At 74.2% G+C, this 15,685-nt stretch carries 18 protein-coding genes; 7 read left to right on the forward strand and 11 right to left on the reverse strand.

Going from position 1 to position 15,685, the window contains the following annotated elements:
• Positions 1–60: 60 nt before the first annotated feature.
• Complete coding sequence (locus D7193_RS06010) at positions 61–645, forward strand: PepSY domain-containing protein (RefSeq protein ID WP_120779286.1); 585 nt, start codon at positions 61–63, stop codon at positions 643–645.
• A 103-nt stretch (positions 646–748) separates the two neighbouring features.
• Complete coding sequence (locus D7193_RS06015; RefSeq protein WP_174242556.1) at positions 749–1,849, forward strand: beta family protein; 1,101 nt, start codon at positions 749–751, stop codon at positions 1,847–1,849.
• Positions 1,850–1,852: 3 nt separating this feature from the next.
• Here D7193_RS06015 and D7193_RS06020 read toward each other — a convergent pair whose 3' ends face one another.
• Positions 1,853–2,134, reverse strand: a complete 282-nt coding sequence (locus D7193_RS06020; RefSeq protein ID WP_120778320.1) for an adhesin — start codon at positions 2,132–2,134, stop codon at positions 1,853–1,855.
• Between the two features lie 174 nt (positions 2,135–2,308).
• Complete coding sequence (locus D7193_RS06025) at positions 2,309–3,457, reverse strand: NAD(P)-binding domain-containing protein (protein WP_241562822.1); 1,149 nt, start codon at positions 3,455–3,457, stop codon at positions 2,309–2,311.
• Between the two features lie 54 nt (positions 3,458–3,511).
• On the opposite strand from D7193_RS06025, the gene D7193_RS06030 reads away from it, so the two are divergent.
• Positions 3,512–4,222, forward strand: coding sequence for an MIP/aquaporin family protein (locus D7193_RS06030; protein WP_120778322.1), 711 nt, complete (start codon positions 3,512–3,514; stop codon positions 4,220–4,222).
• A gap of 96 nt (positions 4,223–4,318) precedes the next feature.
• Positions 4,319–5,902, forward strand: coding sequence for a D-alanyl-D-alanine carboxypeptidase/D-alanyl-D-alanine endopeptidase (gene dacB, locus D7193_RS06035; protein WP_120778323.1), 1,584 nt, complete (start codon positions 4,319–4,321; stop codon positions 5,900–5,902).
• A gap of 48 nt (positions 5,903–5,950) precedes the next feature.
• On the opposite strand, the gene D7193_RS06040 is transcribed toward dacB, so the two are convergent.
• The 5 genes from D7193_RS06040 to D7193_RS06060 all read right to left on the reverse strand — a co-directional run bounded on the left by D7193_RS06040 (position 5,951) and on the right by D7193_RS06060 (position 9,164).
• Positions 5,951–6,274, reverse strand: a complete 324-nt coding sequence (locus D7193_RS06040) for a hypothetical protein (RefSeq protein ID WP_241562823.1) — start codon at positions 6,272–6,274, stop codon at positions 5,951–5,953.
• Between the two features lie 122 nt (positions 6,275–6,396).
• Positions 6,397–6,834 (reverse strand): nitroreductase family deazaflavin-dependent oxidoreductase, encoded by a 438-nt coding sequence (locus tag D7193_RS06045; protein WP_120778324.1) that lies wholly within the window; start codon positions 6,832–6,834, stop codon positions 6,397–6,399.
• A gap of 59 nt (positions 6,835–6,893) precedes the next feature.
• Positions 6,894–7,838, reverse strand: a complete 945-nt coding sequence (locus tag D7193_RS06050; RefSeq protein WP_241562824.1) for a hypothetical protein — start codon at positions 7,836–7,838, stop codon at positions 6,894–6,896.
• A gap of 214 nt (positions 7,839–8,052) precedes the next feature.
• Entirely contained in the window at positions 8,053–8,499 is a 447-nt protein-coding gene (locus D7193_RS06055; RefSeq protein WP_120779290.1) for a pyridoxamine 5'-phosphate oxidase family protein, read from the reverse strand.
• A 71-nt stretch (positions 8,500–8,570) separates the two neighbouring features.
• Positions 8,571–9,164 (reverse strand): pentapeptide repeat-containing protein, encoded by a 594-nt coding sequence (locus tag D7193_RS06060; RefSeq protein ID WP_120778325.1) that lies wholly within the window; start codon positions 9,162–9,164, stop codon positions 8,571–8,573.
• Positions 9,165–9,246: 82 nt separating this feature from the next.
• On the opposite strand from D7193_RS06060, the gene D7193_RS06065 reads away from it, so the two are divergent.
• Positions 9,247–10,479: a serine hydrolase domain-containing protein gene (locus D7193_RS06065; protein ID WP_120778326.1), complete on the forward strand. Its 1,233-nt coding sequence runs from the start codon at positions 9,247–9,249 to the stop codon at positions 10,477–10,479.
• Positions 10,480–10,587: 108 nt separating this feature from the next.
• A complete protein-coding gene (locus tag D7193_RS06070) occupies positions 10,588–11,229 on the forward strand; it encodes an NAD(P)-dependent oxidoreductase (protein WP_120778327.1) in 642 nt (213 codons plus the stop codon).
• 21 nt (positions 11,230–11,250) lie between these two features.
• Here the strand turns inward: D7193_RS06070 and D7193_RS06075 are convergent, their stop codons facing one another.
• Both D7193_RS06075 and D7193_RS06080 read right to left on the reverse strand, forming a co-directional pair.
• Positions 11,251–11,715 (reverse strand): PPOX class F420-dependent oxidoreductase, encoded by a 465-nt coding sequence (locus D7193_RS06075; RefSeq protein WP_120778328.1) that lies wholly within the window; start codon positions 11,713–11,715, stop codon positions 11,251–11,253.
• A gap of 77 nt (positions 11,716–11,792) precedes the next feature.
• Entirely contained in the window at positions 11,793–12,434 is a 642-nt protein-coding gene (locus tag D7193_RS06080) for a DUF6642 family protein (RefSeq protein ID WP_120779291.1), read from the reverse strand.
• Positions 12,435–12,743: 309 nt separating this feature from the next.
• Between D7193_RS06080 and D7193_RS06085 the strand changes: the two genes are divergently transcribed.
• Entirely contained in the window at positions 12,744–13,520 is a 777-nt protein-coding gene (locus tag D7193_RS06085; protein ID WP_120778329.1) for a M15 family metallopeptidase, read from the forward strand.
• A gap of 149 nt (positions 13,521–13,669) precedes the next feature.
• Here D7193_RS06085 and D7193_RS06090 read toward each other — a convergent pair whose 3' ends face one another.
• Both D7193_RS06090 and D7193_RS06095 read right to left on the reverse strand, forming a co-directional pair.
• Positions 13,670–14,149 carry a hypothetical protein gene (locus tag D7193_RS06090; protein WP_120778330.1) on the reverse strand — a complete coding sequence of 160 codons (480 nt, stop codon included), beginning with the start codon at positions 14,147–14,149 and terminating at the stop codon, positions 13,670–13,672.
• 88 nt (positions 14,150–14,237) lie between these two features.
• The gene (locus D7193_RS06095; RefSeq protein ID WP_120778331.1) at positions 14,238–15,662 is read right to left on the reverse strand and encodes an ATP-binding protein; all 1,425 of its coding nucleotides are present in this window, start codon (positions 15,660–15,662) and stop codon (positions 14,238–14,240) included.
• Positions 15,663–15,685 lie beyond the last annotated feature (23 nt).

Genomic DNA, 15,685 nt, shown 5'->3' on the forward strand with positions numbered 1-15,685 from the left:
CGCGGCGCTATCCCCGCCGGACCGATCCTCGGAGGCAGGAAACGAGGAGAGGTGGACATCATGAAGCGCAGTTCGATGATCCTGGCGTCGGCCGGCGGCGCGGCGGTGCTCGCCGTGGCCGGGGTGGCGATCGGCTCCGCGGTCGCCGACGACGAGCGGAACCGCGGCACCACCCTCGCCGCCGCCACGGTCGCCCCGACCGCGCCGGGCACGCCGGACGACAGCGCCACCAGGGGTACGCCGGACGACAGCGCGACGCGGGACGACAGCGCGACGCCGGACGACAGCGCCACCAGCGGCACGCCCGGCGGCACTCCGACGACCGGTGGCACGACGACCGGCGCACCGGCCGGCGGCGAGCGGGTCGGCTTGCAGCGGGCCGGCGAGATCGCCCTCGCGAGGGTCGGCGGTGGCCGGATCGTGGAGATCGAGGCCGAGCAGGAGCACGGGCGCCCGGTGTGGAGCGTGGAGATCGTGACCGGCGGGGTCGAGCACGACGTCGACGTCGACCGGGACAGCGGCGCGGTGCTCCGCGTCGACCGCGACGACGACGGTGACGACGACGGCCGCCACCACGACGGCTCGGACGACGACCGTGACGACGACGACCGGCACCACGGTGACGACGACCGCGACGACGACTGACCCGCGGCCCGGCCCACCGCCCACGAGGGCGGTGGGCCGGTCGGTGTCGGCCGTCCGATCGATCGGCCCTGTCCCGCGGGGCCTCGTCCGCCTACATTGAACTATGGTGCCCGCCCACGACGGTCGGGCGGCGGATCCGGTCTACCGCCCCATCCTCGCCACCCGGCGGGGCGAGCTCGAGGCGTTGGGCCACCTCGACGTCACCGCCGCCCCGCTGGTCACACCGATCCTGCACGTCGACACGACCGAACGGTCCACACCGGACACCCTCGCACGACTGCCCACCGGGCTGCTCCCGGCCGTCGACGTCACCGCCCTGCCCGAGTCGCGCGAGACCGAGCTGGTCCGCTGGGGCGTACCCCTGGTGCCGGTGATCGGGCTCGCGGACGGCGAGCGCCGGCTCGTGGCCCACGGCGCGGCGGCCCGGGCGTACGCGGGCCGCGCGCTCATCCGGCTCCGGGCCGGGCGGGACCGCGCCGGCCCGGACGCCACCACGTCAGCGGTGGAGCGGGTCTGGCGGTTCACCCGGCTGGCGCCCGAGCAGTGCGACCTGCTCGTGGACGCGGGTGACGTGTGCTGCCCCGCCGACGTGCGGCAGGCCGAGCCGCGGATCCGCCGGCTTCTGGGGTGGGCCCGCCGGTACGCGTGGCGGTCGGTGACCGTGGCGGCCGGCGGTCTGCCGCCGAGCCTCGCCCGGCTCCCCGTCGACGAGCCGGTCCGACTGGAGCGCTGGGACTGGCTCCTCTGGCAGTGCCTCGCGGACCTCGGGGTGCGGTACGGCGACTACGGCATCGGGTCCGCGCAGGCCGGCGCGGGGCAGGCGGCCGACCGGCTGCCCACCATGTGCTACACGACCGACGGCGACTGGTGGGTCTACCGCTGGTCGCGGCGGGGCGGGCGGGGCGACGACCGCGTCGCCGATCTGTGCCGCACGCTGGTGTCCGCGCCACACTGGCCGGCCGCCGGCGCGGCGTTCTCGTGGGGCGACCACGAGATCCTGCGCCGGGCCCGCCGGGTCGCGGGCGCCGGGTCGAGCAGCAACTGGACGGCGTGGAGCACGTCGCACCACCTCGCGCAGGTGCTGACGGCGCTGCGGCGCCCCGGACGCGACGGGCGGCCCGGTTCCTGGCGGGACGCGGCCGACCTGCCGGACCGGCACCGGCCGGCCCGGCCGCAGCGCGGTGAGACGCGGCGCGCCGGTTGAGGACTACTGCTTCTCGGTGAAGCCGAACTGCACGATGCCGTCGTCGTCGACGGTCGCGTCGACCGAGGCGTCGCCCAGGATCTCGGCGGCGTCGTGGTCCAGGAAGATCCGGGCGCCCTGGTTGTCCACCACGTGGTCCCCCTGCACGGGCTCGGAGACCAGCTCGACGGTGAGGGAGCCCGCCTGGGCGTCCGCGGCGATGCGCACCCCGCCGTCCTCTGCGACGTCCTGCTGGTTGGCGAGGTCGCGGATGACCAGGACGGCGTTGTCGGTCATGGTGAGCATGGGGAACTCCTCGTGGATCTTCGCGTATCGCGGTCGGAACGGCGCAGACCAGTGATCGGCCCGCGTCCGGCTGCACGTCGGAGACGGTCGGCCGGCGCGTGTCGGGTCGCCGGCTCGTCGGGGCAGGTCAGAAGTGCCCCTCTCCGCCTACGGTGCCCGCCCCGCGGCCATCCGTCAAATAGACGCCCCTCGGTGGAGAACGGTGTCCCGGGCGCGCAGCGCGCGAATTTCCCGCACCGCCGCGCGGCCCGCACGGTTGGCGCCGATGGTGCTCGCGGACGGTCCGTACCCGATCAGGTGAATGCGGTCGTCGGCGACCACCCGGGTGCCGTCCATCACGATCCCGCCCCCGGGTCCGCGCAGTTTCAGCGGGGCCAGGTGGTCGAGCGCGGCACGGAAGCCGGTGCACCACAGGATCGTGTCGGCGGGTACGAAGCGGCCGTCGTCCCAGGCCACCCCGTCGGGCGTGATCCGGTCGAACATGGGTAGCCGGTCCAGCACGCCCTGCTCGCGCAGGCGGCGCACCTCGGCGGTGACCGGCAGGCCGGTCACCCCGACCACGCTGGAGGGCGGCCGGCCTTCCCGGACGCGGGCCTCGACCAGGGCGACCGCGGCACGGCCGTGTTCGCTGGTGAACTCGATCTCGCGGAAGTCGGGCGGACGCCGGCTGACCCAGGTCGTCCCGGCGGCGACGGCGGAGATCTCGCCGAGGAGTTGCACGGCGGAGGTGCCCGCGCCGACCACCACCACCCGGCGGCCCGCGAACTCGTCCGGTCCCCGGTAGTCGGCGGTGTGCAGTTGCCGCCCCCGGAACTCCGACCGGCCGGGGTAGTGCGGCCAGAACGGCCGGCTCCAGGTGCCCGTGGCGTTGATGAGGGCCCGGGCGACCCAGATCCCGCCGTCCGTACGGACCTCCAGCCGGCCGTCAGGCAGCGAGTGGACCGCCTCGACCCGGACCGGGCGTCGCACCGGCAGCGCGAACTCGTGCTCGTACGCCGCGAAGTAGCCGGTCACCACCTCCGCGGCCGACCGGTCGGGCGCGGCGTCGGGGAAGGGCATGGCGGGCAGGTCGTGGAAGCCGTGCACCCGGTCCACCGTCAGCGTGGGCCAGCGGTGCCGCCACGCGCCGCCCGGACCGTCGTCGGCGTCGAGGACGACGAAGCCGGTTCCGGGGGCGAATCCGGTCCGGTGCAGGTGGTACGCGGCGGAGAGACCGGCCTGGCCGGCCCCGATCACCACCACGTCGACCGAGTGCGTGTCCACACCGTCTGCAACAACGGATGCCACCGCGCCGATGCCCCGCACCGTCGTCTCCCCGCTCACAGCAGCACTACCATTTCGTCCGCATCCGCCCCGATCATCCCTAGGCTGGGTCCCATGAGAGACGCCCGCCGGTACATCGCCGAGTTCGTCGGTACCCTGCTGCTGGTCTTCATGGGCGTGGGCAGCGCGGTCGCGGCCCGGGTCGACGGCGGCGTCGTGGTGGTCGCGCTCGCCTTCGGCTTCGTCATGCTGGCGCTGGTCTACACGATCGGCCCCCTCTCGGGCAGCCACGTGAACCCGGCCGTCACCCTCGGCGTGCTGCTCTCCGGCAAGGTCTCGCTGCCGGGGGCGGTGGCCTACTGGATCGCCCAGCTCGCCGGGGCGACCGTCGCCGCCTTTCTCCTCTGGGTGCTGACCCGCTGGGGTGGCGTGGCGGACCAGACGGGCGCCCTGGGCAGCAACGGCTACGGCGCCAACATCAATCTGGGCGGCGCGGCCCTGCTGGAGACCGTGCTGACCTTCCTGTTCGTGCTGGTCGTCCTGGTGGTGACCAGCCGGACCGAGTACCGGGCGGCCGCCGGGGCCGCCATCGGGCTGGCCCTCGCCACGGTTCACCTGGTCGCCGTCACCCTGGACGGCACGTCGGTCAACCCCGCGCGGTCCTTCGGCCCGGCGGTCTTCGAAGGGGGCGCCGCGCTCGGACAACTGTGGGTGTTCATCGTCTTCCCGCTGCTCGGCGGGGCGCTGGCCGCCCTGGTAGCGCCGCTGATCGTCGGGTCGACCCGGCCCGGCCCCGGTGAGGACCGAGCCGCCGAGCGGGCCTGATCCCGGGCGGAAGATCCCCCGTCCGACATCGGCGCATGGAGAAAACCTTCGCGCGAGGTTCTTCTCTGGCGATTACCTTCGTGACAGCATTCCGGCATGCATCGTCGTCTCTTCCCCCGGACGCTCGCGCTGGTGGCGCTCGTCGCGGCCGCGGCCACCGCTGGTGCTCCCGGCGCCACCGCCGAGGCCCCCGCGCCCGCCGTGACCCGCCTGAACGCGACCATCGACGCGATCCTCGCCAACCCCGCGCTGGCCGGCGCCCAGGCGTCGGTGGTCGTGGCGGACACCGCCACCGGCGAGACCCTCTACGACCGCAACGGCGACCGCCGGCTCGTGCCCGCCTCCAACACCAAACTGCTCACGTCCACGGCCGCCATGGCGCTGCTCGGGCCGCAGCACCGGTTCACCACCGACGTACGGGCCAGCGGCCAGCGGCAGGCGGACCGCGTCGCCGGCAACCTCTACCTGCGCGGCGGCGGCGACCCCACGATGCTCGCGGCCGACTACGACGCTCTCGCCGCGCAGGTGGCGGCCCAGGGCGTCCGGGTGGTCGTCGGCAACCTCGTCGCGGACGACACCCGCTACGACCGGACCCGGCTCGGGCCGGACTGGACCTGGGACGACGAGCCCTGGTACTACGCGGCCCAGGTATCCGCGCTGACCGTCGCGCCGGACACCGACTACGACGCGGGCACGGTGATCGTCCACGCGGCGCCGGGTGCCCGCGCCGGCGCCAAGCCGGTGATCACCACCACCCCACCGACCGGCTACCTGCGCTTCGACAACCGCGCGACCACGGTCGCCGGCGGGGAGACGTCGATCTCCTTCGAGCGGGAGCACGGCAGCAACACGATCGTGGTCACCGGTCAGATCGCGGCGGGTGACGACCCGGCCAGCGACTGGGTGACCGTCTGGGAGCCGACCGGCTACGCCGCCGACGTGTTCCGGTCGGCGCTGAGCCGGCACGGCGTACGGGTGCTCGGCCGGACGGTGCTCGGCCAGGCCACACCAGCCGGGACGGCCCCCGTGGCGCGCCACGACTCGATGCCGCTCGCCGAGCTCATGGTGCCGTTCCTCAAGCTCTCCAACAACGGGCACGCCGAGGTGCTGACCAAGGAGATCGGCCGGGTGGTGTCCGGGTCGGGCACCTGGTCGGCCGGGCTCGCGGCGATCACCAGGTACGTGGCGGACGCCGGGATGGACACCGGCACGCTGCGGCAGCGGGACGGCTCCGGCCTGTCCCGGCGCAACCTCGTACCGGCGGGCGAGTTCGTCGACCTGCTGGCCGCCGTCCGCAGCGAGCCCTGGTTCGACACCTGGTACGCGGCGCTGCCCATCGCCGGGCAGCCCGAGCGCTTCGTGGGCGGCACGCTGCGCAGCCGGATGCAGGGCACTCCGGCGGCGGGCAGGGTGCACGCCAAGACCGGCAGCCTCACCGGCGTCTCCGGCCTCTCCGGCTACGCCACCGACGCCGACGGCCGGGTGCTGGCCTTCTCGATCCTGTTGAACAACTACCTGGCCTCGTCGGTGAAGGGGCTGGAGGACCAGATCGCGATCGCGCTGGCCTCGTACAGCGAGAAGAGCGTGAGCACCGCGAAGCTGGCACCGCCCGCGGCGCCCTCGTCGGCACCGGCGCCGGAGGACGTCGAGTGCTCCTGGGTCAAGCCGATCGCCTGCTGAGGGCGGCCGCGCGGGCCCCTGCCACTCGGCGTGGCGGGGGCCCGCCGGTCAGGCGCCGCGGGGCGGCAGCGGGGCCGCCGGGTCGCCGCGCTCGATGAGCGCCGCGATGTCGGCGTCCTCCAGCCCGCGCAGCGCCAGCACCCGGGCGCCCCAGCGGTGCAGCCGGCACGGATGCGGGCTCGCGTCGTTGCGGCAGACCGTTCCGCCGGACCAGCGCCGGGGCGCGTGGACCACCACCGCCCGCACCGCGAACTGGGCGTCCTCACCGGTGACGTACGGCGGCAGCGGGATCTCCCGGAGCACCTCGGCGGACGCCTCCCCGGCACTGCTCGGGGCGGCGGTACGGGCGCGGTGGGCGGTGCTGCTGCTCATCTGCTCAATCCTCCACACAGGATGGTCGGACCGGGTCAGCAGAAAGTTACGTCGCCGTGCACACCGGCCGACGGACAAACTGTCCCGCAGATGAACGACCCGCCACGCCCGCGGGCGACCCGTCAGGCGCGTTCCAGCACGACCACCGGGATCTCCCGGTCCGTCCGGGCCTGGTAGTCGTCGTACGCCGGCCAGATCGCCGCCATCGTCGCCCACATCCGGGGCTTCTCCTCGGCCGTGGCCGTTCGGGCCCGGGCGGTGAACCGCTCGGCGCCCACCTGCACCTCGACCTGCGGATCCGCCATGAGGTTCAGGTACCAGGCCGGGTGCTCCGGCGCACCGCCCTGCGAGGCCACGACCAGGTAGTCCTCCCCGTCGCGGCCGTAGATGAGGGCGGTCCGGCGCAGCTTCCCGCTGCGCCGCCCCCGGGTCGTGAGCAGCAGGGTGAACACTCCGGGCCGCCACTCGTGGCCCTCGGCACCGTCGGTCTCCACGTACCGGCGGATGTGCCCGGCCACCCAGTTCGTGGGGCTGTCCAGCACGTCCTCGCGCGACGTCATCGGGCTCCCTTCCGATCTTCCTCGGTCGATGCCCACGCTACCCCCGCTCCGGCCGGTGGTCAGCGCAGCGCGACGGCCTGGAGGCCGACGTTGCCGCAGTCCTGGCTGAACACCGCCTCGGCGGTCCAGGTGACGAGGAGGCGGGCGCCCTTCGGGACACGGAACCGCAGGGTGAACTCGGCGCTGCGGCTGGTGTGCGGGTCCTCCATGCGCAGCGTCGTGGTCGGGCCGCCCACCGAGAGGCGGGCGTCCAGCCGGCCCCGCGCCATCCAGAGTCCGGCGTAGAGGCGTACGGTGCGCAGCTCGCCGTCGCCGGCGACGGCCAGCGCGAAGCCGTTGCCGGCACCACAGGTGTAGACGCCGGTCGAGGTGCCGTCGACCGCCGGGACCGCGGCCCCGTCGCGCCAGCCGAACAGCTCCTGGTTGCCGTCCCAGCCGCCCCGCGCGCCGGGACCGCCCTCGTCCACGATCTCGCCGGACCCGTTCCGCTTCCGGACCGTCGAGTCCGCCCCACGCAGGCCCCAGTGCACCCAGTCGCGTGGCCCGGCGCCGGTCAGGTCGACGTGGGCCGGGATCTCCCCCTGCGTCACGGTGAGCAGCGGCGGCGCGGGAGTCGTCCCGGTGGGCGACGGGGTCGGGCTGACCGACGGCGGGCGCTGCCGGGGTCGCAGGCCCGGACTGGCCGGTCCGGTGTCGGTCCGGTGCGCCTCGATCGGCGGGAAACCGGTCGGGCGCCCGGCGCCGGCGGGCACGCCCGTGGCCGGCTCGGACGCGCCCTCCGGGCGGGTGCCGACGTACGCCACGGCGGCGCAGAGGCAGACCAGCGCCGCGAGCCCGGCGGCCGTGGCCCACCGGTGCCGGCGCAGCGGAACGAGCCACCGCCGCACCAACGCCCCGGCGGCGGACCCGGCGGCCGACCGGTGCCGGGCGGGAGTGGGCGCGCGATGGGCGGACCTCCGACCGGACTCACCGGCGCCCGTACGGGTCGAGTCGTCCTCCGCCACCGGCCCTCCGTTCCCCACCGCACCCGGCCCGGTGCCGCGCCGCGCATCACGCGCACGGCGCCAGACGGCCGGCCCGATTCAGCGCCGGACGGGTCCAGTTGTCCGGTCTGCTACGGCAAGGTAGCCGAGATCGACGCGAAGCGGAATCGCGCCCCGACCCACGGACGGCCCGCTCCGCCGGGGGACGGAACGGGCCGCGGGGCGGGCGCGCAGGTCAGCGTCGCTCGCGGCGGCGCAGGCCCCGGTCGGGATGCCAGCTCTCGATGACCAGATGGTCCGGCGGGTCCCCGACGCGGGTCAGCACCACCTCGGTCACCTCGATCCGGAACCGGTGCGAGCCGTCCTCACCCGGCGGGTCCTCGTGGGCGACACCGCTGATCTTCGCGTCCCCCTCCCACGCGGTCGGGTCGTCGGGCGCATCCTCGGTCGGGCAGTGCAGCGCCACCCGTGGGTCGCGGCGCAGGTCCATGGCCTTCCGCGCACCGGCCATGCTGCCCAGCCGCAGGTGCTCGGCGTCGAAGTCGAACTCCGTGCCGCTGATCCGGGGGGAACCGTCGCGGCGCAGGGTCGCCATGGTGCCGTGCTTGCGCACCGCGAACCGGGTGCGTACGCGTTCGGCGAACTCGGGTTGCTCGTTGACGAGGTCGGACCACCATGCCATGCGGTCCACTCTGGCAGGCAAACCTGACAGGGACGGTCCGATTTTCCGCGGGCCCGTGCCGGCCTGTCCGCTCAGGCCACCTCGAAGCCGAGTGCCTGCGCCATCAGCACGGCCTGCTCGCCGTCGATGATCGCGCGGGCCCGCTCCACGGTCAGCGGGTCGAGGGCGCTCAGGTCACTGCCGCGCAGGTCCGCCCCGCTCAACCGGCAACTGTGCAGCTGGGCCGCCGAGAGGTCGACGCCCGTCACCACGGCCTCGGTGAGGTTCGCGCCGGTCAGGTCCGCCTCGCGCATCCGCACGTCGCTCAGGCGTACGCCCCGCAGGTCGGCGCCGGGCAACGCGACGAACGACCAGTCGCCGCCGGTGACGGTCAGGGGGCGCAGGTCGCACTGGGCGAACGTGCTGCCGACCAGTTTGCAGCCGGTGAACTCGGCCTCGAAGAGGTTGCAGCGCGTGAACGTGCAGCGGGTGAAGGCCGAGTCGGTGTGCCGGGACGCGTTGAACCGGACGTTGCCGAAGGTGCACTCGGTGAACACCGCGCCGCGGCTGACCGCCTCGGTGAGGTCGACGTCGAAGAACTCGCAGCGGGTGAAGCGGCGGTCGGCGAGGTCTTCGGCGTACCAGTCCTCGCGGCGGAAGGTGACGTCCTCGGTCGGTTCCGGCATCGGGCCAGGCTATCCGTGGGCCCCGACATGTGTGGACGGCGGCACTTCCGGCCGGGGCGGACCGGCGAGTAGGTTCGGCGGCGTGAGTGTGGCGCGGAGCATCGACCCGGACCAGATCGGCTTCGACCCGGCGCGGCTGGCGCGGATCGACGAGCACTTCGGCAGGTACGTCGACGACGGCCGGCTCGCCGGCTGGCAGGCGGTGGTGACGCGGCGCGGCGAGGTGGTCCACTCCAGCGCCCGCGGGCTGCGCGACCGGGAGTCGGGCGCCCCCGTCGAGGGCGACACCCTCTGGCGCATCTACTCGATGACCAAGCCGGTCACCTCGGTCGCCGCCATGATGCTCTGGGAGGAGGGCCGGTTCGAGCTGACCGACGAGATCAGCCGCTGGCTGCCCGAGTTCGCCGACCTGCGCGTCTACTCGAAGGGCTCGACGCTCAAGCCGTACACAGTGCCGGCCGTCGAGCCGATCCGGGTGTGGCACCTGCTCACCCACACCTCCGGCCTGACGTACGGCTTCATGCAGACCTCGGTGGTCGACGGCCTCTACCGGGCCGCCGGCTACGACCTCTACCCGCCCTCCGACGTCGACCTGGCCGGGGCGTGTGCCGCGTTCGGCCAGCTGCCGCTGCTCTTCCAGCCCGGCACGGCCTGGGGCTACTCGGTCGCCACCGACGTGCTCGGCCGGCTCGTCGAGGTGGTCTCCGGCCAGAGCCTGGACGCCTTCTTCGCCGACCGGATCTTCCGGCCGCTCGGCATGACCGACACCCGGTGGTACGTCGAGGGCGACGACGCGGTCCGCCTGGCCGCGCTGTACGCGCCCGACCCGCGCACCGGGCGGGCCATGCGGTACGACAAGCTGGGCGCCCTCGCGTACCAGAAGCCGACCCTGCTCTCCGGCGGCGGCGGCCTCATCTCCTCCGCGGCCGACTACCACCGGTTCACCCAGATGCTGCTGCGCGGCGGCGAGTACGACGGGGCGCGCCTGCTCGGGTCCCGCACGGTGCGCTTCATGACCCGCAACCACCTGCCCGGCGGGCAGGACCTGGGCACGCTGTCCACCGGCGGGTTCGCGGAGACGACCCTCGACGGCATCGGGTTCGGCCTCGGGTTCGCGGTGGTCGACGACCCGATCCCGAGCCGGGTGCCGAGCAGCGTCGGCGAGTACTACTGGGGCGGGGTGGCGAGCACGGCCTTCTGGGTCGACCCGGTCGAGGAGATCACCGCGCTCTTCTTCACCCAGCTCATGCCCTCCAGCACGTACCCGATCCGGCCGCAGTTGCGCCAGCTCGTCTACTCCGCCCTCGTCGACTGAGCCGGCCGGGACGGCAACCGGCCCGGGGCGGGTTCTTCGGGTAACGGCACCGGCCGGCCGGCCCGGTCAATAGCCTGGTGGCGGGGCTACGTCCGGCGGGAGGCGGTCATGAGCAACATCGTCGTGTTCGGCGCGGGCGGCACCGCCGGGTCCCGCGTCGCCGCGGAGGCGGTCGACCGGGGGCACCGGGTCACCGCCGCGGTACGCCGTCCCGAGGCCACGTCGTACCTGCCGGCCGGTGTGCAGGTGGTCACCGGGGACGCCACGAGCGAGCGCAGCGTGCGCGAGCTGGCCCCGGAGGCGGACGTGCTGGTGGTGGCCATCGGCGGCGGCGAGCGCGGGCTCTGGCTCGACGCGGCGCAGGCCCTGGTCGGCACCTTGCGCGGCATGCCGGACGCGCCGCGGATCATCCACCTCGGCGGCGGGTCGACGCTGCTCACGCCGAAGGGCACCCGTTACCTGGACGAGCCGGACTTTCCGGAGTCGTACCGGGACTCGGCGCAGGGGCAGGCCGACGCCCTGGACTACTACCGCAGCCAGGCGGACGGGGTGACCTGGACGTACGTCTCCCCGCCGCCGCTGGAGTTCCACCCCGGCGAGCGGACCGGGCACTACCGCACCGGCACGGACCAGCCGGTCACGGACGCGCAGGGCCGGTCGGTGCTCACCTACGAGGACCTGGCGGTGGCGATCGTCGACGAGATCGAGAACCCGCGGCACGAGAACCAGCGGTTCACCGTCGCGTACTGAGCCCCCTCCGCCGGGGCGCGCTCAGTCGGCCAGCCGGGCCGGGAAGCCGCCGGTGGCGATCGGACCCCAGGCGTCGATGGTCACCCGGATCAGCGACTTGCCCTGGCGCACCATGGCCGCGCGGTACTCGTCCCAGTCCGGGTGCTCGCCCGAGATGCACCGGAAGTACTCGACCAGCGGTTCGAGCGCCTCGGGCAGGTCCAGCACCTCGGCCGTGCCGTCGATCTGCACCCACGGCCCGTTCCAGTCATCCGAGAGGACGCACGCCGAGACGCGGGGGTCGCGGCGCACGTTGGTCGCCTTGGCCCGGTCGGGGTAGGTGGAGATCACCAGCCGGCCGGCGGTGTCGACGCCCGCGGTGACCGGGGAGGACTGGGGTCGGCCGTCGGCGCGGGTGGTCATGAGCACCACCCGGTGCCGGGACCGGAGGAAGTCGACGAGGCCGTCACGGTCGACCCTGGTGTTCGTCGCGATGCTGCGTGCCACGGCTCGTTTCTACCAGGCGCGCCGCCGGGCCCGGCGGAGGCGCCCGGCCCCGGCCGGCCCGGCGGGGACGGCCGGCCTCAGGACGGGCGGGCGGCCGGTCGCTCCGCGCCCTGCTGGGCGGGCACCCGGGGGCGGACCGAGGGCCGCCAGGCGCGGCCGTTGGCATAGATCACCCGGAACCCGAGATACGACGCGAGCGGCGCCCAGTGCGCCGAGCCCATCCGGAGTTCCGCGGCGTTGTGCCGCTGCCCGTTGGCCAGTACGTCGAGCAGCACCGTTTCGAACGCGGCCGATTCGACCCAGTCGACATCGCGGGTGAAACCGCAGATCAGGGCCGCTCCGGTCACGTCGAGGAATTCGCGCAACGCGGCATCGGAGGCGCGCAGCACGGAACAACTGCCGAAGTAGAGGCGGCGGCCCTCGCAGCGGCCGGCCATCAGGTCGGCGACCTCGGACAGCGGGACCGAGTCCCAGTCGGTGAGGCAGAGCCGGCTCGGCTCGCCATGCATGGCGAAGAAACCGACCCGGTGGTCGGCGTACTGCTTGAGCAGCCAGCGGTCGAGGAAGTAGAACAACTCGTCCCGGGTCGCCGCGTCCTTGTGGATGAACCGGATCTTGCCGAGCCGCTCGAGCAGTTCGAGCGTGGGCAGCACCGAGCCCCGGTCGTTGAGGTCGCGGTGCCACTGACCCTCGACGCAGAAGACGCCTCCCCGCGCCACGTCCACCTCCGCGTGTACGCCAGCCCGGGGGCTGACGTTACCGGCTCACCGCCGTCGGAGGACATCACCCTCGGTGGGGTGTTCCGGGACGTTAGATGCCGTTTCGCACTTCTCGCGACCACTTTGGCGGAAATGGCTGTTTGCCGAATCAGCCGAATTCACAGTCACTACCCAGGAACCGTGAATCATGAGGACGATTCTCGTTAATCGCCACCAACCCTACCGACAGATGCCAGGGTGGAAATAGCGGGACGTCCCGGTCGATGTCCTGGAGGCCACCCCATTCACGCTCCTATCGGGAGGACTTCTGTGCGCGTAAACACACTGAAGCGGGCTGCCGTCGCTTTCGCCCTGGCGCTGCCGGGCGCCGCGATCGCCGCGGTGGTCGCCGCGCCAGCGGCCCACGCGGACGGCTGCTACACCTGGACCCGCAACCTCTACCAGGGGCGCTCCGGCGCCGACGTGCGCCAGTTGCAGGTCCGCGTCGCGGGCTGGGCCGGTAACCGGGACATCGTGGAGAACGACGGCATCTTCGGTCCCAAGACCGCGGCGGCCGTGCGGCGCTTCCAGCAGGCGTACGGGCTGCGCGTGGACGGCGTGGCCGGCCCCGAGACGTACGCGAAGCTGTACGAGCTGCAGGACAACGACTGCACGCCACGCCACTTCAGCTACAACGAGTTGGACGGCGGATGCGGCCAGGGCGGGTTCAGCGGCGGCCCCGTGTCGGCCACCGAGACCCGGCAGAACGCGCTGCGCACCATGTGGAAGCTGGAGGCGCTGCGGCGCAGCCTCGGCGACAAGCCGCTCTACGTCACGAGCGGCTTCCGCAGCCGGTCCTGCAACAACCAGGTCGGCGGCGCGTCCGACAGCCAGCACCTCTACGGCACCGCCGCGGACGTGGTGTCCCGCACCTCCTCGCTGTGCGAGGTGGGCCGGGCGGCCCGCAACAACGGGTTCAGCGGCATCTTCGGGCCGGGCTACCCCGACCACGACGACCACATCCACGTCGACTCGCGACGGGAGAACAACAGCGACGGTGCCCCGAACACGACGACCTGGTCCGCCCCGGACTGCGGGATCCGCTGACCGGGTCACCGGTGCGACGCCGGCCCGGCGCGGGGTGTGGGGGGTCCGCGCCGGGTCGGCGTCTTCCTGCCCGGCCCGGGCCGGCGTCTGCCTGCCCCGGGCCGGGCGGCGCCGTCTGGCCCGGGCCGGGCCGGCGGGTGCGCCCGCGCTCAGCTGGCCCGGGGCCAGCGCGGAGCGGCGGCGGGCGCCGGATGGCCGGTGCCGGCGGCGTTCACCACCGGCCGTACGCCCGGCGGCACCACCCGGGCGGCCTGGCCGCGGACCGGTGGCACACCCCGGTCGGCCGGACGCTGCGGCGGAAAGGCGGCGGGGCGGGCGGGCTGGGCCGGGCCGGTGGCGGTGAACGGGAAGGGCACGTGCACGAAGGGATTGCCGTGCCGGATCAGCGCGTCGACCTGGCGGTCGTTGAGCCCGTGGGCGAGCAGCACCCGCCGGCCCCAGCGGTGGAGCCGGCACGGGTAGGTGGCGCCGTCGTTGCGGCACTTCGGCCCGGCCGGCCACTCCTCCGCGGCGTGCACCACCACCGCCCGCACCGCGAGCCGTACGTCCTCGGGGGTCAGCGGTGCCGGCACCGGCACCTCCCCCAACACCTGGTCGATGGGATCCGTCGACTGCTCACCAACACGCACGGCAGGCCTCCCGCAGCTCGGCAGGGGTGCGGCGGGCCCGCCGCACCCGCATCCTCGGCCAGTGGTACGGCCGCCGCCGACCGAAAGTTCAATCCCGGTACGCGGCCAGCAGCTCCTCCGGCGAGATGCTCCGGACACCGCCGGCGACCACCCCGCCGCGGGAGACCGCGACCGGCAGCGTCCCCTCGTCCGCGCCCGGGAGCCAGGCCCTTCGCTGGAGCAGCCGCCAAAGGTCGTCCTCGTCGAACGGCCGGTCATCCCGCCAGCTGATCGCGCCGACGAACGTGATCCGCCCGGCGACGGGCGCACGGTCGGCGCCCACGAGCGGGACCTCGATGTCGCTGGCCCTCGTCCAGTAACCGCCCACCTCGGCGGTGCCCGGGGGCAGCCGGTCCGGGGGCAGCCGGCGCAGGGCCTCGCGGACGAGCGGCTCGACGGCCCGCGCGCGCCAGTCCGGCCAGGCCGCGGCGATGCGGTCGAGGGTCAGGTCCGCCCTACCGCGCTCCACCTCGGCCAGGTGCGGGCCGAGGAACGCCGTCCAGAACGGCAGGTGCGGATCGGTCGGGGTGTACCGCGTCTCCCGCGACGCGCGCACGGACAGCGGCAGGTCCGCCTCGACCGCCCGCTGCTCGGTGAGCGTCCGGAGCGCCCGGGTGAGCGACGCCTGCGGAAGGCCCCCGGAGGCCCGTTCGATCAGTGAGAACGTCCGCGCGCCGCCGCCGATCGCCCGCAGCACCCACCCGACCTGGGACTGCGCGGGGTGGTCGGCCGCCAGCGACCGCTCACCGCCGACGACGAGCGCCGAGGTCGGGTCGGCGACCGCCTGCGTCAGGTACGCCTGCGGCGGGGTGCCCGATGGCCACTCGTCGACGACCAGCGGCAGGCCGCCGCAGACCAGGTAGGCGTCGAGGGCGTCCGCGGCCGGGAGGTCCAGCACGTCACCCACCTCGGCTGGGGTCAGCGGCGCCACGACCACCTCCTCCGCGCAGCGATGGAACGGCCGGCCGACGGCGGTGAGCGCCTCCATCGCCGGGACGTCCGACCCCACACCGACCACGAGGACCGGCCGCCGGGACAGGTGCCGGTCGAACGCCGTCCGCAGGGTGCCCTCGAAGCTCGGGTCGGCGGCGGCGAGGTGGGGCATCCCGTCCAGGACGACGACGGCGCGCCGGTCGGCCGGCAGCGCGTCGGCGAGCAGGGCGAGCACGGCGTCCCAGGTGTGCGGGACCGGAGCCTCGAACAGATCGGCCCCGGGGAGGGTCGACCGGGCCGCCGCCTCGACGAACAGCGCGAGTTCGGCCGCCGGGGTGGGCTGCGCCGAGGCGGTGAAGTACAGGTACGGGACGCCGGACCGGGTCAGGAACTCCTCCACCAACCGCGACTTGCCCACCTGCGGGCGGCCACGCAGGAACACGACCCGGCCCGGACGATCCGCCCGGTCGTCGCGGCGCACCCCGTCCAGCAGGTCGTCGAGCCGGGCGAGGTCCCGCGCCCGCCCCACGAAGCAGCCCACACCCCGATACTGGCAAAGACCGG

The organism is Micromonospora costi (assembly GCF_003626655.1).
Classification (GTDB): domain Bacteria; phylum Actinomycetota; class Actinomycetes; order Mycobacteriales; family Micromonosporaceae; genus Micromonospora; species Micromonospora costi.